This is a genomic window from Martinezella sp. CNPSo 3890 (assembly GCF_057784455.1).
The window spans coordinates 88,815-108,676 of the sequence record NZ_JBXSOR010000018.1; the positions used below are offsets into that span (position 1 = coordinate 88,815).

The window sequence follows — 19,862 nt, forward strand, 5'->3', positions numbered from 1 at the left end:
GCGTTCTGTAGCCAAAATTCCGGAAACGAATTTTAGGGCTAGCGGAATCATTTGTGAAAAGGTATCCGGTGACTCCCATGGCGCGATATGTATTCATCACTGGCGGCGTGGTTTCTTCCCTCGGAAAAGGAATTGCGGCTGCGGCTCTCGGAGCGTTGTTGCAGGCTCGTGGTTATCGAGTCCGCCTGCGCAAACTCGACCCCTATCTGAACGTGGATCCGGGCACTATGAGCCCGACCCAGCACGGCGAGGTCTTCGTCACCGACGACGGTGCTGAAACCGACCTCGATCTCGGCCACTACGAGCGCTTCACCGGCCGCTCGGCCACCAAGACCGACAACATCACCACCGGTCGCATCTACAAGAACATCATCGACAAGGAACGCCGCGGCGACTATCTCGGCGCGACTGTTCAGGTCATTCCGCACGTTACCAACGAGATCAAGGATTTCGTCACCGAAGGCAATGACGACTATGATTTCGTCATCTGCGAAATCGGCGGCACGGTCGGCGATATCGAAGCCATGCCTTTCATGGAAGCGATCCGCCAGCTCGGCAACGATCTGCCGCGCGGTACGGCTGTTTACGTCCATCTGACGCTGATGCCCTATATCCCCGCTGCCGGCGAGCTGAAGACCAAGCCGACGCAGCATTCGGTCAAGGAACTGCAGGCACTCGGCATTCATCCTGACATTCTGCTTGTACGCGCCGATCGGGAAATCCCCGAAGCTGAGCGTCGCAAGCTTTCGCTGTTCTGCAACGTGCGGGAATCTGCCGTCATTCAGGCGCTCGATGTCGCCAACATCTATGACGTGCCGATGGCCTACCACAAGGAAGGCCTCGACAACGAAGTTCTGGCTGCTTTCGGCATCGAGCCGGCCCCGAAGCCGCGCCTGGAGCAGTGGGAAGAGGTCTGCAATCGCATCCGCACGCCGGAAGGCGAGGTGACGATTGCCATCGTCGGCAAATATACCGGGCTCAAGGATGCGTATAAGTCGCTGATCGAAGCACTGCATCACGGCGGCATCGCCAACCGGGTCAAGGTCAAGCTCGAATGGATCGAATCCGAGGTCTTCGAAAAGGAAGATCCGGCGCCGTATCTTGAGAAAGTTCACGGCATTCTCGTCCCCGGCGGCTTTGGCGAGCGCGGTTCGGAGGGCAAGATCCTGGCAGCCCGCTTCGCACGCGAACGCAAGGTGCCGTATTTCGGCATCTGCTTCGGCATGCAGATGGCCGTCATCGAAGCGGCCCGCAATCTGGCCGGTGTCGAACATGCCTCGTCGACCGAGTTCGGCCCGACCAAGGAACCTGTCGTTGGCCTGATGACCGAATGGTTGAAGGGCAATGAGCTGCAGAAGCGCACGGCATCCGGCGATCTCGGCGGCACGATGCGCCTTGGCGCTTACAAGGCGGCCCTGAAGAAGGGCACGAAGATTTCCGAGATCTACGGCTCCACAGATATTTCGGAGCGTCATCGCCATCGCTATGAGGTCAATGTCGACTACAAGGACAGGCTGGAAGAATGCGGCTTGACCTTCTCCGGCATGTCACCGGACGGCGTTCTGCCTGAAACGATCGAATATGCGGATCATCCGTGGTTCATCGGCGTCCAGTATCACCCGGAACTGAAGTCCCGTCCGCTGGAGCCGCATCCGCTGTTCTCGAGCTTTATCGAAGCGGCGACGGAACAGAGCCGGCTGGTTTAAGATTTGAAAATCGCTTGCGGTAGTCGCTCGGGCTCACCGCAAGCCTCTCCCGAAAATGATGGCGCATGGTGGCGAGCGATCCAAACCCGCTCGCCGCGGCTACATCGTCCAATGAAATGGCCGTTTGCTTTTCAAGCAGATCGCGGGCGCGCCGCAGCCGCTCGCTGAGCAGCCATTCCCCCGGCGTCATGCCGGTGGTCGCCTCGAAACGGCGCTGGAAGGTCCGCACACTCATGCCGGCCCGCGCTGCAAGTGCCGCAATGGGCTGATCTTCCTGCAAACGCTCGCGCATCCATTCAAGCAGCGGGCCTAAACGAGCTCCCTCACGCTGTCTCAAAACCGGCGTTTCGATATATTGCGCCTGGCCGCCCTCGCGATGGGGTGGAACCACAAGACGGCGGGCGACGCTGTTGGCAATATCCGGTCCGTAATCGCGGCGCACGACATGCAGACAGAGATCGATGGCGGCGGCACTGCCGGCGGCGGTCAGCACCTTGTCTTCATCGACATAGAGAACATCGGCATCGACTAATATATCCGGATAGCGCGTAGCAATGGAATCGACGTAGCGCCAATGTGTGGTCGCCTTGCGGCCGGCGAGTAGACTGGCCGCGGCAAGGACTGCGACGCCAGAGCAGAGGGACATGATGCGGACACCACGGCGGCTGGCCGCTTGGAGTTCGGCAATCAGCAGGGCAGGGACCGGCGTTCCGATACCGCGCCAGCCGGGCACGATGATGAGGTCGGCATCGGCAAGGACTTCAAGACCGTGGTCGACCTGTATCGTCAGCCCGCCGGCGGCGCGCAGAGGGCCATGCTCGATAGCGCAGGCGGAAAAGCGATACCAGTCCTCGCCCATTTCCGGACGCGACAGGCCAAAGATCTCATAGGCGACCCCGAATTCGAAGGTGCACAGCCCGTCATAGACAAGGGTGACGACATGGGGGCCGCGGAGATTGGGGTGATCTGAGTTTGGCATGATTTTGACGTTATATGGCATTTCGGCCAATTTCAATCATGGGATCGCTCAGGCATGAATGCACCGAACCAAATAAGGAGCGTTCCATGTCCCTCGTCAGTGAAATCCCCGTTGCAGACCCCAGTCTCGTCGCTGAGCACTATGCCAAGAGGCTTGGCTTCGAAACCGATTGCTCCGACGTCTACCAATCCATGACATCGGGCAATGTCGATTTCGTCCTGTTCGATGTCCGCGGCCCGGCCATGTTCCAGGAGAAGCATATCCCGGGTGCGATCAACCTGCCGCATGGCAAGATGACCGCGAGGAAGATGGCGGAATGGCCAGACGATACACTCTTCGTCGTCTATTGCGCCGGACCGCATTGTAACGGCACAGACAAGGCGGCCTGGCGTCTGGGCACACTCGGTAAGCGCGTGAAGGTCATGATCGGCGGCATGACCGGCTGGGCCGATGAGGGGTATCCGTTCGAGAAGGATTGAGCGCAAAGGGCAGAGCCGGCATAGACGGGTCTGCCCATTTTTGCGACACTGCGAAAAACTTCGGCATCTACGTCATTTGACTGTCGCGCTGCTTTCGTTTCCGTGACATTGTGCGGGTAAGCATAACGGGAACAAAAGTATGATTCTCAATCCATTTGATGATCGCGCGGAAAGGCCGAGGGCGAAGATCGCCTTCACCTTCGCGCTGCTGATCGTTTTCAATATTGCCGCCTGGATCTGGGCTTGGGTCGCTTTTGCAGACCGTCCGTCTTTGCTTGGTATTGCGCTTCTTGCCTATATGTTCGGCCTGCGCCACGCCTTCGATGCCGATCACATCGCCGCGATCGACAATGTCGTGCGCAAGCTCATTCAGGAAAAGAAGCAGCCTTATGCCGTCGGCTTCTTCTTCTCGCTCGGTCATTCCTCGATCGTTGTGATCGCCTCGATCCTGATTGCCGCAACGGCTGCCGCCATGCAAAGCCAGCTCGATTCCTTCCACGATATCGGCGGCGTCGTCGGCACGACGGTTTCAGCGGTCTTTCTGCTGCTGATCGGCATTGCCAATCTCTTCGTCCTAAAAGGCGTCTGGTCCGCTTTCAGAAGGGCGCAGAGGGGTGAGCGGATCTCAGAAGAAGATCTCGACACGCTGCTTGCCGGCAGCGGCGTCCTGGCGCGCATTTTCCGTCCTATGTTCAAGGTCGTGACACGCTCCTGGCATATGTATCCGATCGGCTTCCTTTTCGGCCTCGGCTTCGATACCGCAACTGAGATCGGGCTTCTCGGCATTTCGGCCGCTCAAGCCGCGCAGGGCATGTCCTTCTGGACCATACTCGTCTTCCCGGCGCTGTTCACCGCCGGCATGTCGCTGATGGATACGCTGGACAGTACGCTGATGACGGGTGCCTATGGCTGGGCCTTCGTCAAGCCGGTTCGCAAGCTCTGGTACAATCTGACCATCACTGCGGCTTCAGTTGTCGTCGCCGTCTTCATCGGTGGTATCGAGGCTTTGGGGCTCATCGCTGACAAACTCGGCCTCGAAGGCAGCTTCTGGAGCTTCGTCGGCGAACTCAACGACAACCTTGCCAATTTCGGCTTCGCCGTCGTCGGCATCTTCTTGCTGAGCTGGCTGGTTTCGACCGTGCTCTACAAAGCCAGAGGCTACGACAACTTGCAGATCAATCGCTCATGACGCATCATCGCCCCGAGGATCGGGCATACCGTGACTGGAAATCGCCGTCCGCGGCTCCAGTCGCATGTGATGAGGGGCCACAATCATGATCCACGCAAGCAATGTTCGCAGCCTAGCGCTGGCAGCAGGCAGTCTATGCATCGTCAGCGCCGGCACGGCTTCTGCACAAGCCGTCGCAAATTGCCCATTGCAGCCTGCCGTCAGCACGACGCGCCAGGTCTTGAATTGCGAAGCTGGGCTTAGCGTCACCGTCGAGCGTGGCGCTCACTACCGGTTTGCAGACCGAAACCATGATGGTCGGGCGGATGCTCTCGTACTCGACAGCAAGGCAGCACTGGTTGATGTCGATCGCAACCGTGTTAGGGGCGGATTCGAAGTGGTGACGCCGCAGGCGATCGCCGCCGTGCGCGGCACGCGCTGGGCCGTCGACGTGAAACGGGGCAATACCTCCGTGCTTGTCCTGCGCGGCCGGGTCGCGGTCAATAAGGTATCGACCGGGCAGGGGCTTACGCTAGGCCAAGGACAAGGCGTCGACGCCGACCGGGGGCGCGCCGCATTGCGTGTCACCCAATGGGGACAGCCGCGCATAAATGCTTTGATGGCGCGCCTCGGCCAGTGAGATTCCAACATCATGCGCAGACCGCCGCTGCAGACGCTGATTGCGCTTTTCTTGACTGCCGTCTGGGGGATGGGCCTGGGCGTCGCGCATCTGCGCGGTGACATTCCCTTTGTCGACGGCGCCGAAGCGACGCTCACGAACCTCCGCAATACGCTCGGCGGCAGCTTCCAGCCACCCGATCTCGTCACGATCATTGCCATAGACGATGAGACGTCGCGTATGGCGGGACACTATCCTTTGCCGCGCGCCACGCTCGCCAAAGTGATCGATGCCATCGCCGCATTGGGGCCGAAAGCCGTCGCGCTCGATCTGCTTCTGGTCGATGCCGGCGACGAGGCCAACGATGCAGCATTGGAACAATCGCTCAAACGGACCAAGGTTGTGCTGGCCGCAGCCGGCATCTTTCCCGAAAGCCGCCAACGCGTCACAGAAGATAGCAAGGAACCTCTCGCTCGCGTGCCCAGTGCGCTGCAATTCCTCGAACCGCAGCAGCGGTTCGCCGACGTCGCAAGCTATGGTATCGTCAATGTGCAGACCGACAAGGCGGGCACGCCGCGTTTCGTGCCTTTGCTGTTTCGCAGCGGCGAGCGGATCGAACCATCTTTTTCGCTGCGTGTCGTTTCCACCGCAACCAACGAGCAGACAACCGTCATCTCCGATCATATCAAGATCGGTGACAGGTCCATCCAGACCGATACCGGCTATCTCATGCCGCTCTCGTTCTACGGTCCGCGCGGAACGATCCGCACCGTCAGCGCCGGTGCTGCGCTCAATGGGCACTTGCCGGAGGCTGCGATCAGGGATCATATCGTCGTTATCGGCGCGACCGTTACCGGCGGCGGCGATGTCTTTCCAACACCCTTCGATCCCGTTCTGCCTGGGGTCGAGGTTATCGCGACCTCGATCACACATCTGATTGCCGGAGACGGGCTGGTACGCGACCGCAACGTCCGTTTTATCGACCTTTATTTCGCCGTCGGCCTGCCGCTGCTCGTCATTGCCCTTCTCTCCTGGCGGCGCAGCACCATCGGCCCGATAACAGTACTCGGCGTCATGCTTGTCTGGTTCGCAGTCAACGTCAGCGCATTCAAGCATGGAATATGGCTGAGCGCAGCACTGCCGATTGCTGCGACCGTACCACCGATGCTGCTATATGGCGCCACGCAACTTTGGCTCGACCGCAGGCGAGCGACGCGATTTGCCGAGCAAAGCGAGCTCCTGCAGCGCATCGAGGCGCCCGGTCTTGCCGAATATCTTGCCCGCGATCCCGATTTTCTCGCAAGCCCTGTGCAACAGGAAGCGGCCGTCGTCTTCATCGACATCAACGGCTTCACAGGTCTTAGCGAGGCCATTGGCCCAGCAGCGGTTCGGGAACTGCTGAACGGCTTCTACAATCTCGTCGATGAAGAGGTAACCGCATCCGGCGGCGCCATCATCAGCTTCATGGGTGACGGAGCTATGATCCTTTTCGGCCTGCCGCAGCCGAAGCCGAGCGATCCCGCCAATGCGGCGCGCTGCTGCATTCGTCTCGCCGCGCGGATGAAGGGCTGGCTCTCAGCACTGCCGGAGACGGTCGCTTCCCGCATCGGCTTCAAGATCGGTGCGCATTGCGGCATCATCGTCGCCTCCCGGCTGGGTGGTGGAGGACGACAGCAGATCACCGCAACCGGCGACACCGTTAACGTCGCAAGCCGGCTGATGGAGGTCGCCGCCAGCAATCGCGCCGAAATCGCCATCAGCCATGAGCTATTGCTTTCCGTCGGTCGGGACAGCGCGCCTTTCAATGAGGGCAGCCTCGATGGCCCGATCGAAACAGGCTTGCGTGGTCGCGCCGGGACCTTGACCATATGGCTTTGGCGCAACCGGCCGTGATCAAACCAGCCTCCATCTGCCTGGTTTCATTCTCCCCACATCGGAATGATTGAAATCACCAGGAGGCACGCAAGAGAGATATTGACCGCGCGCCACTGCCATGCCGCTTTCAGCAGACGCCCGAGCATCTGCCCGAGAAGGCACCATACGGCGAGCGAGAAGGCTGCGATAAGGCAGAAAGTCACACCGAGCAATATACCAAGTCTAACGGGACTTTCTGCCAACGCAGCGAAAGAAGCAGCAGCCCCCATCGTCATGGCCCAGCCCTTGGGATTGTGCCAGAGCATCCATACGCCGGCGAGGAAGCCTGTCGGTCTCGCCATCTGCCCCACCTCGTGCGGCTGGCCGCTTCTGCCGATCCGAACGGCGAGCCAGAGCAGATAGAGGGACCCCAGCGTCTTCATGGCGATCTGCAGCATCGGCAGGGCCATCAACACGCTGCCGAGCCCCGCAGCCGCAGCGCAGGCCATGGAGCCCAAGCCGAAGGCAAAACCGCCCATGACGGGTATGGAGCGACGGAAGCCGAAATGCGCGCCGGACGCAGTCGCGAGCGTGGTCGCACCGCCCGGCGTTATGGTGGAAACCAATGCGAAGAGTATCAGCGGCAGCAGAGGTTCGATTGTCATATCCAGCCCTTCTCTAATCGAAAAAGGCATAGGCGCAGCTCCCGCATTATGAAATCGAATATTGAAGGATCAAGGCATTAGCAATTATAATGCCCAGATGATCCGAAACTTCGATATTACCCTCATCAGAACCTTCGCCACCGTTGCCGACCAGGGCAGCATGACGATATCAGCCAATATGCTGCATATGACCCAGGGCGCCGTCAGCCAGCAGATCAAGCGGCTGGAGGATATGCTCGGCTGCGCTCTGTTCGAACGGAACAGGCGCGGATTGCGGCTGACGGAGGCCGGTGAACGCCTGCGCGGCAATGCTCGCCGCCTATTGGCGTTGAATGACGAGATCTGGGACGATATGACGGAAAGCACCGTTCGCGGCGGCGTCCGGCTCGGCGTTCCCTATGATCTTGTGGGCGCGACGCTAGCGCCCGTGCTGAAATCCTATGCCGAACGCCATCCGCAGGTGGAGATTTCGCTGGTCTGCGCATCGTCGCCGGAACTGCTGGAAGAGTTGGGGAAGGGAACCGTCGACCTCTGTGTGGTGGAGGAACCATACGGCACGTCGCAGGGCGAATGCCTTACTGTGGAGCGGCTCGTCTGGGTCGGAGCGAAGGCAGGCAATGCCCATCGCAAGGTACCGCTGCCGATTTCGATGGTCGCCGATACCTGTGCCTTCCGATCGTCGGTCTTTGCCGCGCTCAGCAAGGATGGGTTGCGCTGGCGGACGGTCTTTGAGAATGGCAATATCGAAGCGACCACGGCGACGGTGCGCACGGATCTGGCTATCACCGCCTGGCTCGCTTCGACCGTTCCCACCGATCTCGATATCCTCACCGGCGAGCAGGGTCTGCCCGAGCTGCCGGTCTTCTCAATCAACCTGCATTTGCCGAAGGGCGGCGCAACACCGCAGGCGCTGGAGCTTGCCCGCCATATCCGCGAGGGCATGATGCGGCCGCGCCAATCCGCGGCCGCCTAAATTCCGTCTCCTTGATAAAACCGCCTATGCCGCCTTCGGCAGCGGACCGACATAGCGCGACTGCGGCCGGATCAGACGCCCATCGAGCGTCTGCTCGCGGGCATGGGCGATCCAGCCGACCGTGCGGCCGATCGCGAAGACGCCGGTAAACGAACTGCGAGGAAAGCCGAGAGCATCGAGCAGCAGGGCGGTGTAGTATTCGACGTTGACGTCCAAGGGCCGATCCGGTTTGCGCTCCTTCAGCAACGCCAGCGCCGCCGCCTCAATGGCTTCCGCCAGCGCGATACGTCCAGCATCTGCCTGGCCGCTCGCAAAGATCGGCTTTAATGCAGTCTTCAGCGCATCGGCGCGCGGATCGCGGACGCGATAGATGCGGTGACCGAAACCCATTAGCCGCTCGCCACGATCGAGCGCGTCAGACAACCATGCCCGGGCATTTTCCGGTTTGCCGACGCCGTCAAACATGTCGAGGACAGGGCCGGGGGCGCCGCCATGCAACGGACCTTTAAGGGCGCTGATTGCGGCGAGCACCGAGGAGGTCAGACCGGCATGAGTCGAGGCGATGACGCGGGAGGCAAATGTGGACGCATTCAAGCCGTGATCGGAAATCGTCACCAGATAGGCATCGAGGCCTGCGGTCTGCTCTGCGGTCGGGCTTCGACCCGTCAGCATGCGCAGGATATCACCGGATTGGGACAAGGATGCATCCGGCTTTATCGGTGCTTCGCCTTTCTGCAATCGCAAGATGGCCGGCAGGAAAACGGCCGGTGCCGCCATCAGGCGGATCGCGGTGGCGAAATCCTCACCGTCGGCCACGCGCGCCAGCAAGGCCCGCACGGCATCCACGGGTGGTAGCGCGAGCAGAGCGGCATCGGCGGTCTTCACATGCGGGAAAAGCGCAACACGAGCCGCGCCGAGTTGAGTTCGGATGGAAGCTGCGTCGATATGTTCGTCAAACAGGCCATCCAGCAGCAGCGCCGCAACATCCTCGAAGCGGCTGGTTGCCACCAGATCATCGAGCGACACGCCGCGGATAATCAAGCGACCGGCAGCGCCGTCGACATCGGACAGCTTGGTTTCTGCGGCAATGACATCTTCAAGACCACTTTTCATTACGGTTCTCCTTTGACTATCCGATTAGATCGGATCTATTCCTATTGACGTCAATCTTGACGCAATTGATCAATATGAGGACCGATGAGCTGGCTGACGGCAGAGCAGGCGCTGAACCTGCTGGGAACGAAATCACAGACGCTCTACGCCAATGTCAGCCGCGGGCGCATTCGTGCGAAAGCCGATCCCACGGATACGCGGCGCAGCCTCTATTTTGCCGATGACGTCAAGCGATTGGCCACCCGCCACGCCGGACGGCGCAAGACCGAGACGGTGGCCGCCGAGGCCATTCAATGGGGCGATCCGGTATTGCCATCGGCACTGTCGACGGTTTCGAACGGAAGGCTTTTCTATCGCGGCAAGGACGTGGCGATGCTTGCCGAAAGCGCAAGCCTCGAAGATATCGCGCGGCTGCTTTGGGACATGAAGCGGCCGTTGCGATTCGATCCAAGCGAGGCGTGGCGGAAGCCGCCTTCCTTGGATAGTGCTTTCTCCGCGCTTGCCGAGCGCATAACAAGCGATCTGCCATCACTCGGGCGTTCGCTTCCGCCACTGCAAAATGAAGCCGAAAGCGTGTTTGGTACGGTGGCTGAGGCCCTGGCCCCGGGCGCGTGGGATCAACCACTGCATCGCCGTCTCGCGATTGCCTGGGACCGCCCTGATGCCGCCGATATGATCCGCCGCAGTTTCGTCTTGCTTGCCGATCACGAGCTGAACGCTTCGACCTTCACCGCAAGGATCACGGCATCCGCAGGCGCCACGCTATCCGCCGCCACTCTATCCGGCCTCTCCACACTGACAGGTCCGCTGCATGGCGGTGCATGGCAGAGCGTGCGTACGCTGATCGCGCGGGCAGCCACGACGGGGGTGGATGAGGCGGTCCGCAGCTATCTCGCGGAAGGACGGCCATTGCCGGCTTTTGGCCATCAGCTTTATCCTGATGCCGATATCCGGGGAGAGGCGTTGCTTGGCTGCTTCACGCTGCCGCCGCTCTTCGCCAGAGTTCGCGATGTCGGCGAGCAACTGGTCGGAGAACGCGTCAATGTTGACTTCGCGCTGACGGCGATGACCCATGCCTATCATCTCCCGGAGAATGCGCCGCTAATCATCTTCGCGCTGGCACGGACGGTCGGATGGCTTGCGCATGCCATGGAACAGGCGACCAGCGGCAGGCTCATTCGGCCGCGTGCGCGCTATGTAGGTCCGCCTGTACCATGATCTCATTCTTACCGGACATAGGGCGTTTTCTTCTCAACTCACCGGAAGGTGACAAACAGCTTCGATATTGTGGCCATCAGGATCGAGAATGAAAGCGCCATAGTAGTTCGGATGATAATGAGGGCGCAGACCTGGGGCACCGTTATCGGTGCCGCCGGCGATTATCCCGACCCGATGGAAAAGTCATCGACGAGCTCCCTGTTTCGGGCGGCAAAGGCGATATGGGTGCCTGTTTGCAAAGCATCGCGCTGACCGATCCAGAAGAAAGCCTTCTGGCCAATACCGTAACCCGCAAATCTTTCGCCTTCGGCATAAAGGCGTTCTATGCCTATGGAGCGTAGTAGTGTGTCGTAGAAGATCTTCGATCGCTCGATATCGCGAACCCCGATCGTCACATGATCCAGCACATCACCCTCCAAAAGTGAGATTGAACTCCATTAACGCTGACCAACGGCGCCAGCGTCGCGGTCGGCAAGCTCGACCCAACCAATGACAAGTTTGCGGTTGGCAATCAGCCAGATCGTTGCCAGCGCGACCAAACCGACGACGATATTGGCAGCGACGAAGAGAATGGGAGCAAGTTGCGTCACTGGACCAACATCGCCACGTTCGACAAGGCGCATGGGGGCGGTTGCCAGTGCGGTCGCGCCGAAGGTGAAGGCCCAATAAGCGGGGCTGAAGCCTTCTTTCATGATCCAGGGCAGGAGGCGCAACATGATCAGGGCCTGCAGCAAGCCGTAGCCGATCATTGCGTGGACGAGCATGTCGGGAGGGCTTTGTGTGGCGCTGATATAGGCTAACGCACCGACAGCCGGCGGAGCCAGTTGAATTCCGAGGGTCGGCCGCACCGGCGCGGCCAACGCCGGCCCCGTCAGCAGGCGATGCAGCAGGGCGGATTCGATAGCAAGCCAGGTGAAGAAGCCGGCGCCGAAGAAAAGCTGCGCCCATTGCGGAAAGCCGAGTGCGGCGCCGACAATAGCAGTCACGAAACTGCCGGCGACGCTTGGCAGATAGAGCACGGCTGTCGTCGTGGCAATATCGCGTTCGCCCTGCCAGAGCCCTCCGGTTCGCCAGACGGAGAACGCCAGGGTATAGACGGCGCCGATCAGGAATATTGTTTCGGCGCCGATACGCGAATAGGGCAGCAGGCCACCGGCGACCAGCATGGTTGCGACACCGACAAGGCCGATAAAGCAGCATTGGACAGGGTGCGCCACTTCCTTGAATGCCTCCTCGCGCGCCACCATCCACTTCAAAGCGTAGAGCACGATCAGCACCAGCCAGACGGCCAGCGCAATAAAGGTCAGAAATTCACCGATCAGTACTGGCAGATGCCAGATGCGGGCACCCACGCGCCAGGCATTGGCGAGACCGGAAAGCCCAAGAATCATGCCGAAAAACGAAGCTGGAACCAGCGGTAGTTTCAAAGACGCAGCCATATGCCCCCTTTGACGCTCTATGTGAGCGCCACCCTAAAGAGAATGATGCAAAGAACCCGAGATCGATGCTAAATCCATCAACATGAATGAAGCGCAAAATACAGCTTTCCTCGAAACCGGCAAAGCGCGATCATGGCGAAAAGCGGGAGGTCAGACCAGGCGACATCACAGATGCGTGAACGGGCGAATTTTCCTTCGCTGACCGGCTTATGCATAGCTCGCCCGTCATTTGTTCATTGGAAAATGCTGCGAAATGTCTCTATTGAACATTCAAACGATTAAAACCGTCCTAGGAGACTGACATATGCAAATCGGAATGATTGGCCTTGGCCGTATGGGCAACAACATGGTGCAGCGCCTGATGAGAGGCGGTCACAGTGCGGTTGTTTTCGATGCGCGTCCGGAAAGCATCGCCGGGCTTGAGCAGCTCGGCGCCACCGGCAGCAAGTCTCTCGCGGATTTCGTATCGAAGCTCGCTAAGCCGCGCGTTGTCTGGCTGATGTTGCCGGCGGCAATCGTCGATCAGGAATTGGCGGCGATCGTCCCGCTGCTGGAAGAGGGCGACATCGTCATCGATGGCGGCAATTCCTATTATCACGACGATATCCGCCGTGCCGAAGAGCTGAAGCCGAAGGGCATCCATTACGTCGACGTCGGCACCAGCGGTGGCGTTTTCGGTCTGGAGCGCGGCTATTGCCTGATGATCGGCGGCGAAAAGGAAACCGTCCAGCATCTATCGCCGATCTTCGCGACACTTGCCCCCGGTGTCGGTGACGTCGCTCCGTCGGCAATGCGCTCGGAAGAGGCTGCCAAGAACAGCACGGCAGAGCAGGGCTATCTCCATTGCGGCCCATCCGGCGCCGGCCATTTCGTCAAGATGGTCCATAACGGCATCGAATATGGCCTGATGGCTGCCTATGCCGAAGGCTTCAACGTTCTGCGCCATGCCAATATCGGCAAGCAAGACGCGGAGAAGGACGCCGAAACCGCGCCGCTCTCCCACCCGCAGTATTACCAGTATGATCTCGACATCGCCGAAATCTCGGAAGTCTGGCGCCGCGGCAGCGTGATCACCTCCTGGCTGCTCGACCTCACGGCCGATGCCCTGCACGGCGATGCAGCGCTTTCGCAATATGCCGGCCGCGTTTCCGACTCCGGCGAAGGCCGCTGGACGATCTCGGCCGCGATCGACGAAGGCGTTCCAACGCCGGTGCTGAGCGCTGCGCTTTACGGCCGTTTCGCTTCGCGCGGCAATGACGACTACGCCAACAAGGTTCTCTCTGCCATGCGCGCCGGCTTCGGCGGCCACCATGAGAAGCCGGCGAAGTAATTGGTTGGTCTATCGATCTGATGATAGCGAGCCGGGTGGGTCAAACCTCCCGGCTTTTTCTTGTCCGCTTTTATTATCCCGATACGTCGAGCCGGAAACCGCCATGCACTTTTCCTGGTGGACCTTCAGCCCAGCAGATCGGGCCGCAGGAATATGACCGGAGTGGGCGAACCGACTTCTAGCTGCGGTGCATGTGGCGGGCGGACGACCAGGCAGTCGGCGCGCGAAAAGATCTTCATCATCGACGAATCCTGCTTCGAAAACGGCTCGGCGAGCCGGCCGCCGTCGGCAGCTTTCGTCAGCGTTGCGCGGACGTAATCCTGTCGCTGATCGTTCGCTGCAAAGGAGACGGCGGCGCGTGCAAAGCCTTCGCGCTTTATCGGCGGCAGGGATGCGAGCTTTCTTATCAATGGCTCGAGAAAGAGCAGGCCGCAGACGAGGCTGGAGACGGGATTGCCGGGAAGGCCAAGGACATGCATGTCGCCGAGGCTGCCGACCATCAGCGGCTTGCCGGGGCGCATGGCAATACGCCAGAAATCCAGCTTCATTCCCGCAGCCACCATTGTCGCCTGCACCAGATCGTGATCACCGACAGAAGCGCCGCCGAGCGTGACGATGATGTCGGCCTTGGCCACCTGCGCACGGCCTATGGCGGCGGTGATATCGTCGCTGTCGTCGGCGACGATGCCGAGATCAAGCACATGCGCGCCTGCATTGCGGGCCAGTGCAGCGATGCCGAACGTGTTGGATGCGATGATCTGCGAGGGACCCGGTTCATTGCCGGGAGCCACGAGTTCATCGCCGGTCGCGAGAATCGCCACCAGCGGCCTCCGGTAGACATCCAAGGCCGGATGGTTCATGGCCGCGGCGACGGTAAGCCTCGAAAAGTCCATCACCGTGCCGGCGGGAAGCACGGCTTCGCCTTCCAGGAAATCCTGTCCGCGCGGGCGAATATGCTGCCCCTTGCGCAAGGGATAGGTCGTGCGGATGCGATCGCCCTCCAAGCGCTCGGCGTCCTCCTGCAAAAGCACCGAATCGGCACCGGCCGGAACGGGCGCGCCGGTGAAAATGCGAACCGCTTTGCCCTTGCCGACGGTTCCTTCGAAGGCATGGCCGGCAGCCGAGGCGCCGATAACCTGCAGCTCAGAACCAGGCAGTGCCGCATCCTCGAAGCGCAGCGCGTAGCCATCCATCGCCGAGGCATCGAAAGGCGGCTGTGTCAGGCGGGCCGTCAAATCTTTGGCCAGAACCCTGCCTTCGGCCATATCGAGCGGAACGCCTTCAACACGGTGGATCGGCGCGGCACTATCCAACAAGCGCGCTTGCGCTTCGACAACGGGTAGCAGGCTCATATATCAGGCCCTCGGATGGCGGAAATCCCCCGATTTGCCGCCGGATTTCTCCAATAGAGTGATTCCGCCGATTTCCATGCCGCGATCGGCGGCCTTGGCCATGTCGTAGATCGTCAGGCAGGCGACGGAAACCGCCGTCAGCGCTTCCATCTCGACGCCGGTGCGGCCGGTCAGCTTTGCTGTCGCGGTGACCCGGAGACCGGGCAGGGCGGCATCTTCTGCGATATCGACGGAAACCTTCGTCAACATGAGGGGATGGCAGAGCGGGATGAGATTGCTGGTCTGCTTGGCAGCCATGATGCCGGCAAGCCGCGCCGTGCCGATCACATCGCCCTTCTTAGCGTTGCCGTCGCGAATCAGCGCCAAAGTCTCGGGTTTCATCTTGACGTAACCGGCCGCGGTGGCGCTGCGCGCCGTCTCGGCCTTATCGCCGACGTCGACCATATGGGCTTCGCCCGAAGCGTCGATATGCGTAAGACCGGCCTTCTCGCTGCTCATCTCACTCGGCCGCCAGAATGCCGGTTTCACCGTTCAGCAGCAGTTTGGTTGCCGCCGTCACATCATCCTTGCGCATGAGGCTTTCGCCGACGAGGAAGGTGCTGATACCGACGGCCTCGAGACGCTTGCAGTCGGCGTGTGTGAAGACGCCGCTTTCGCCGACCAGCAGCCTATCCTTCGGTACCATGGGCGCCAGATTCTCGCTGACCGTCAAGCTTACTTCGAACGTGCGCAGATTGCGGTTGTTGATGCCGACCAGCGGCGAGGAGAGTTTTAGTGCACGATCCATCTCTTCGGCGTCGTGGACCTCCACCAGCACATCCATGCCGAGGCCGAAGGCCTCGTCCTGAAGACGCTCGGCGTCATCGTCCGAAAGCGATGCCATGATCAGCAAGATGCAGTCTGCACCCCAAGCACGGGCTTCCTGGACCTGGTACGTGTCGAACATGAAATCCTTGCGCAGTGCCGGCAGCGAGCAGGCCGCGCGGGCAGCCGTCAGGAATTCCGGAGCACCCTGGAAACTCGGTGTATCCGTCAGCACCGAAAGGCAAGCCGCACCGCCGGCCTCGTAGGCCTTGGCGAGGGCAGGCGGGTCGAAATCGGGGCGTATCAGGCCCTTGGACGGGCTTGCCTTCTTGATTTCGGCAATCAGGCCGAAAACACTGGATTCCTGCCTGGCAAGCAGCGCCTTGTGAAAGCCGCGCGGCGCGGACTGGTCAGCCTGCATGGCCTTGAGATCGGCAAGGGAAAGCTTGGCCTTGGCAGCGGCGATTTCCTCGCGCTTGTAGGCCTCGATCTTTCTAAGGATATCGCTCATGATGTCCTAGTCCTGTCCTTCTTCATTGGAAACGGCAATGAGCTTTTCCAGTGCAACGGCGGTGGCGCCGCTATCGAGCGAATGAGCCGCGAGCTTCATGCCATCATGCAGCGTTTCCGCCTTGCCGGCAATGACCAGCGAGGCCGCCGCATTGGCAAGGGCGATGTCGCGATAGGCGTTCTTTTCGCCGGCGAGCACTGCGCGAAGGGCTGCGGCATTGGCAACGCCGTCACCACCCTTGAGATCGGCAAGGTCAGCATGTTGCAGGCCGAAATCGGCCGGTGTCAGTTCGAAGCTACGAATCCTGCCGTTTTCCAGGGCCGCTACGGAGGTCTTGCCCGTCGTAGTGATCTCGTCCAAGCCGTCGCCGTGCACGACCCAGACGCTCTCCGCGTTGAGATCCTTCAGCACCTCGGCCAGCGGCAATACCCATTGTGGCGCGAAGACGCCCAGCAGCTGACGACGAGCGCCGGCAGGATTGGACAACGGACCAAGGAGATTGAAAATCGTGCGCGTGCCGAGTTCGACACGCGAGGGGCCGACATGGCGCATGGAAGAATGATGCAGCTGCGCGAACATGAAGCCGATACCGGCTTCCCGAATGCAGCGGGCAATCGTCTCAGGTCCGATATCGAGCTTGATACCCAATACGGATTGCGTGTCGGCGGTGCCGGCCTTGGAGCTTTGGGCACGATTGCCGTGCTTGGCGACGGGCACACCCGCGCCGGCGACGATGAATGCCGCCAGCGTCGAGATATTGTATGTGCCAAAGCCATCGCCGCCGGTGCCGACGATATCGATCGCATCGGCAGGCGCTTCCACCGGCAGCATCTTGGCGCGCATGGTCGTCACGGCGCCGACGATTTCATCCACCGTCTCGCCGCGAACGCGCAGCGCCATGAGAAATGCACCGATCTGCGACGGCGTGGCCTCGCCCGACATCAGGATTTCGAATGCCTGTCGGGCTTCGTCCCGCGTCAGCGCCTCACGATTGGCCACCTTGGCGAGGAAAGGCTTCAATTCTGTCATTGATGATCCATCCTCCCGTATGGGTCTAGCGGGACATCGCCTGTTCGGCGAGGCTCTGGTTGACCGTTACGGCGTATTTGGACTGCAGCTGGCCGACTATCTGGTCGAGGATGTCGTCGCCGGCAGCATTGGCGATCTGGGCCACTTGCTGATCGTCATTGCTCAGCGCATCGGTCGTCGGATTGTCGTTGACATCGGTGACTTTGAGCAGGATCTGCGTCGTGTCATCGGCGCCGACAGCGTTGGCGGCCGTATCGACCGGACCGGAGAAGGCGGCAGCGATACCGCCGCGACCCAGAACCGGATCATCCGTCGAGCGCGTGATGCCGGTCTTGCTTTCAACAGCGATGCCAAGCGGCGCGGCGATATCGGCGAGCGACTTGCCTTTCTGCGCTTCCTGCTTCAGCTCGGCGGCCTTGGCGGCAAGCGCGACCTTCTGCTGCTCGGCGGTCCAGTCGGCAACTGCCTTTTCACGGACTTCGGAAAGCGGGCGATCATGATCGGGCGTGACGTTCATGACATCATACCAGATGTAGCCATCATTGCCGACCGTCAGGGGAGCAGGGTTGCCACCCTGATCGGCCTTGAAGACCTCCGAGATCAGCTGCTGGCGGGCCGGCAGATCCTTGATCTCATTGCCATTCTGATCGAGGCCGGTCTGGTCGATCGCATCGATGGTAACGAGCTTCAGCTTGAGTTGCGATGCCGCATCCTGAAGCGATGCGCCGGAGCCGCGCAGGTCTTCGAACTTGTCGTGGACGCTGGTGATTTCATTGGCAGCGTTGCCGAGCGCAATCTGCTTGCGGATATCTTCCTTGACGTCGTCGAAATTCTTGGCCGTTTCGTTCTTCACATTGGTTACACGCAGGATGACCGGACCGAATGAACCGTCCACGACGGGCGTGGTGCCGCCTTCCTTGGAGACGGCAAACGCCGCTTCGGCAACGGTCTTGTCCGGAACCTGATCCTTGGTGAAGGTGCCGAGCAGCACGTCGGACGGCTTCTTGCCCTGATCGGAGACGAGCTGATCGAAGGTGGTTCCCGTCTTCAGCGCATCGGCTGCGGCATTGGCGAGATCCTTGTTAGCGAAGGTCAGCTGCTCGATGGTGCGCGTTGCCGGCGTGGTGAAGCTGTCCTTGCGCTTGTCGAACTGCGCCCGCACTTCGTCATCCGTGACACTTGCCACATCGGCAATATCCTCGGCCTGCAACTTCACATAGGCGAACTTGCGGTATTCAGGCGCACGATATTTCGACTTCACGCCATCGAACCATTTCTGCAACACGTCGTCGGCCGGCGCCTTGACGGGATCGATATTGGCATTGGTCAGCAACAGATAATCGATGCTGCGGGTCTCGTCGTGATACTGCTTGACCGCATCGGCAAGAACCGCCGGTGCGACAAAGCCGTTGGACACAGCTTCGACGATTTGGCTGCGGATCGCGACTTTGCTGCGCTCCTTGATATAATCATCGGGCGATATGTTGCTGTTGCGCAGAAGCATATCGAACTTTTGGCGGTCAAAGGCACCGTTCGCAGCCTTGAAGGCCGGATCGTCGCCGATGAGCTTGGCAAGGCGGTCTTGCGAGAGGCCGAGGTTCATGTCAGCGGCGAGCTGATCGAGCGAAGCGCCAGCGACGAGCTGCGCCACCGTCTGTTGCCCGATGCCGAAGGCGCGAGCCTGCTCCGGTGTGATCTGCATGCGCAGCTGCTGGCTGATCGCCTGGATCTGGCGGCGATAGGCAAGGCGGAACTCATTGGTATCGATGTGCTGATCGCCGACTGTGACAACGGTATTGCTGCCACCGCCCGTGATAAGGGACCGCTCGACGCCCCACACGCCGAAGGCCGCCGCAAGAAGAAGCAACAAACCTTTGGCAACCCAGGTCTGGGCGATTTTTCTCAGCACGTCGAACATCGGAAAGCAAACCTCGTCATCATCAAGTCTTCGCCCGCAGGCGAAACAATCGGAGTTCCTTAGAACAATCCGAACCGGAATTGAAGAGCCAGTGGGGAAATCGCCTGATGAGGTGCAGCCATGCCGGAACCTTTGAGAAGCGACAGCGTTCTAGCAATGCGGAAACATAAGGAGCACACGATGGCAGAGACCAAATCAGCCTCTACTCAGTCGTCTTCGGCGCGAGCACAAACGGAAACGGCAATGGAGGATCTTGCCGCCCAGGTCGCAGCCTTACGCGAAGATCTGGCAAAGCTGTCACAAAGCGTGGCGGCTGTGGGGCAGGGAGCGAAATCTGTCGTCGCGGAGGAAGCCCAGGAGATCACGGAGCAGTTGCGCGAGAGAGTTCGAGAAGAGCCGATTTTCATGGTCGCTGCCGCAGCAGGCATCGGTTATCTGATCGGCCTTCTGAGCCGACGCTAGTCAGGACGAGCTCTCGACGGGTGGACGAGCCACTCCGAGCGACCGCAGCTGCGAAACCGCCGAAAAAGGCGCGGACGATTCGTCCGCGCCTTTTCAATTGGTAACCGCAAACGCCCGTATGCAAGAATTGCAGAATATATGCATTGCACCACAACCGAAGCCTGCTGCGACATCTTTGTGACACTCCCTGCGGCATGTTGACCATCGCCATTTGTTGAACGCGCACCCTCTTGTATCACGTGG

At 60.3% G+C, this 19,862-nt stretch carries 18 protein-coding genes and 1 pseudogene; 9 read left to right on the top strand and 10 right to left on the bottom strand.

Annotation, left to right across the window (positions count from 1 at the left end; translation table 11 throughout):
• The first annotated feature begins 77 nt into the window (after positions 1–77).
• Positions 78–1,706 carry a CTP synthase gene (pyrG, locus tag AC13RC_RS28745; protein ID WP_162746325.1) on the top strand — a complete coding sequence of 543 codons (1,629 nt, stop codon included), beginning with the start codon at positions 78–80 and terminating at the stop codon, positions 1,704–1,706.
• Here pyrG and ftrA read toward each other — a convergent pair.
• Positions 1,669–2,706 carry a transcriptional regulator FtrA gene (ftrA, locus tag AC13RC_RS28750; protein WP_488559304.1) on the bottom strand — a complete coding sequence of 346 codons (1,038 nt, stop codon included), beginning with the start codon at positions 2,704–2,706 and terminating at the stop codon, positions 1,669–1,671. The two genes, pyrG and ftrA, sit on opposite strands and share 38 nt — an antisense overlap.
• A gap of 65 nt (positions 2,707–2,771) precedes the next feature.
• On the opposite strand from ftrA, the gene AC13RC_RS28755 reads away from it, so the two are divergent.
• From AC13RC_RS28755 to AC13RC_RS28770, 4 genes are all read left to right on the top strand, one after another.
• Positions 2,772–3,164 (top strand): rhodanese-like domain-containing protein, encoded by a 393-nt coding sequence (locus AC13RC_RS28755; protein WP_145317405.1) that lies wholly within the window; start codon positions 2,772–2,774, stop codon positions 3,162–3,164.
• A gap of 139 nt (positions 3,165–3,303) precedes the next feature.
• Positions 3,304–4,353, top strand: coding sequence for a HoxN/HupN/NixA family nickel/cobalt transporter (locus AC13RC_RS28760; RefSeq protein ID WP_488559305.1), 1,050 nt, complete (start codon positions 3,304–3,306; stop codon positions 4,351–4,353).
• Between the two features lie 85 nt (positions 4,354–4,438).
• On the top strand, positions 4,439–4,972 hold the full coding sequence (locus AC13RC_RS28765; protein ID WP_488559306.1) for a FecR domain-containing protein: 534 nt from the start codon (positions 4,439–4,441) through the stop codon (positions 4,970–4,972).
• Between the two features lie 12 nt (positions 4,973–4,984).
• Positions 4,985–6,844 (top strand): CHASE2 domain-containing protein, encoded by a 1,860-nt coding sequence (locus AC13RC_RS28770; RefSeq protein ID WP_488559307.1) that lies wholly within the window; start codon positions 4,985–4,987, stop codon positions 6,842–6,844.
• A gap of 26 nt (positions 6,845–6,870) precedes the next feature.
• On the opposite strand, the gene AC13RC_RS28775 is transcribed toward AC13RC_RS28770, so the two are convergent.
• Positions 6,871–7,470 (bottom strand): LysE family translocator, encoded by a 600-nt coding sequence (locus AC13RC_RS28775; protein WP_152092821.1) that lies wholly within the window; start codon positions 7,468–7,470, stop codon positions 6,871–6,873.
• Positions 7,471–7,567: 97 nt separating this feature from the next.
• On the opposite strand from AC13RC_RS28775, the gene AC13RC_RS28780 reads away from it, so the two are divergent.
• Positions 7,568–8,443: a LysR family transcriptional regulator gene (locus AC13RC_RS28780; RefSeq protein ID WP_488559308.1), complete on the top strand. Its 876-nt coding sequence runs from the start codon at positions 7,568–7,570 to the stop codon at positions 8,441–8,443.
• A 24-nt stretch (positions 8,444–8,467) separates the two neighbouring features.
• On the opposite strand, the gene AC13RC_RS28785 is transcribed toward AC13RC_RS28780, so the two are convergent.
• Entirely contained in the window at positions 8,468–9,556 is a 1,089-nt protein-coding gene (locus tag AC13RC_RS28785) for a citrate synthase/methylcitrate synthase (protein WP_488559309.1), read from the bottom strand.
• Positions 9,557–9,640: 84 nt separating this feature from the next.
• Here AC13RC_RS28785 and AC13RC_RS28790 point away from each other — a divergent pair, with 84 nt between their 5' ends.
• Entirely contained in the window at positions 9,641–10,774 is a 1,134-nt protein-coding gene (locus tag AC13RC_RS28790) for a citrate synthase (protein WP_488559310.1), read from the top strand.
• A gap of 33 nt (positions 10,775–10,807) precedes the next feature.
• Here the strand turns inward: AC13RC_RS28790 and AC13RC_RS28795 are convergent.
• Positions 10,808–11,181: pseudogene (locus AC13RC_RS28795) on the bottom strand (VOC family protein).
• Positions 11,182–11,211: 30 nt separating this feature from the next.
• The gene (gene tehA / locus AC13RC_RS28800; RefSeq protein ID WP_488559311.1) at positions 11,212–12,213 is read right to left on the bottom strand and encodes a dicarboxylate transporter/tellurite-resistance protein TehA; all 1,002 of its coding nucleotides are present in this window, start codon (positions 12,211–12,213) and stop codon (positions 11,212–11,214) included.
• Positions 12,214–12,517: 304 nt separating this feature from the next.
• On the opposite strand from tehA, the gene gnd reads away from it, so the two are divergent.
• Positions 12,518–13,543, top strand: a complete 1,026-nt coding sequence (gnd, locus tag AC13RC_RS28805; protein WP_069612206.1) for a phosphogluconate dehydrogenase (NAD(+)-dependent, decarboxylating) — start codon at positions 12,518–12,520, stop codon at positions 13,541–13,543.
• Between the two features lie 125 nt (positions 13,544–13,668).
• On the opposite strand, the gene AC13RC_RS28810 is transcribed toward gnd, so the two are convergent.
• The 5 genes from AC13RC_RS28810 to AC13RC_RS28830 are packed head-to-tail and all read right to left on the bottom strand — an operon-like array spanning position 13,669 to position 19,157.
• Positions 13,669–14,895, bottom strand: a complete 1,227-nt coding sequence (locus AC13RC_RS28810) for a molybdopterin molybdotransferase MoeA (protein WP_488559312.1) — start codon at positions 14,893–14,895, stop codon at positions 13,669–13,671.
• A 3-nt stretch (positions 14,896–14,898) separates the two neighbouring features.
• Complete coding sequence (gene moaC / locus AC13RC_RS28815; RefSeq protein WP_112721300.1) at positions 14,899–15,393, bottom strand: cyclic pyranopterin monophosphate synthase MoaC; 495 nt, start codon at positions 15,391–15,393, stop codon at positions 14,899–14,901.
• 1 nt (position 15,394) lies between these two features.
• Entirely contained in the window at positions 15,395–16,210 is an 816-nt protein-coding gene (gene trpC, locus AC13RC_RS28820; protein ID WP_145317437.1) for an indole-3-glycerol phosphate synthase TrpC, read from the bottom strand.
• Between the two features lie 6 nt (positions 16,211–16,216).
• Entirely contained in the window at positions 16,217–17,239 is a 1,023-nt protein-coding gene (trpD, locus tag AC13RC_RS28825; RefSeq protein ID WP_145317440.1) for an anthranilate phosphoribosyltransferase, read from the bottom strand.
• Between the two features lie 25 nt (positions 17,240–17,264).
• Positions 17,265–19,157 carry a peptidylprolyl isomerase gene (locus AC13RC_RS28830; RefSeq protein ID WP_113352517.1) on the bottom strand — a complete coding sequence of 631 codons (1,893 nt, stop codon included), beginning with the start codon at positions 19,155–19,157 and terminating at the stop codon, positions 17,265–17,267.
• A gap of 180 nt (positions 19,158–19,337) precedes the next feature.
• Between AC13RC_RS28830 and AC13RC_RS28835 the strand changes: the two genes are divergently transcribed.
• Positions 19,338–19,619 carry a hypothetical protein gene (locus AC13RC_RS28835; RefSeq protein ID WP_069612302.1) on the top strand — a complete coding sequence of 94 codons (282 nt, stop codon included), beginning with the start codon at positions 19,338–19,340 and terminating at the stop codon, positions 19,617–19,619.
• The last annotated feature ends 243 nt before the right edge of the window (positions 19,620–19,862 follow it).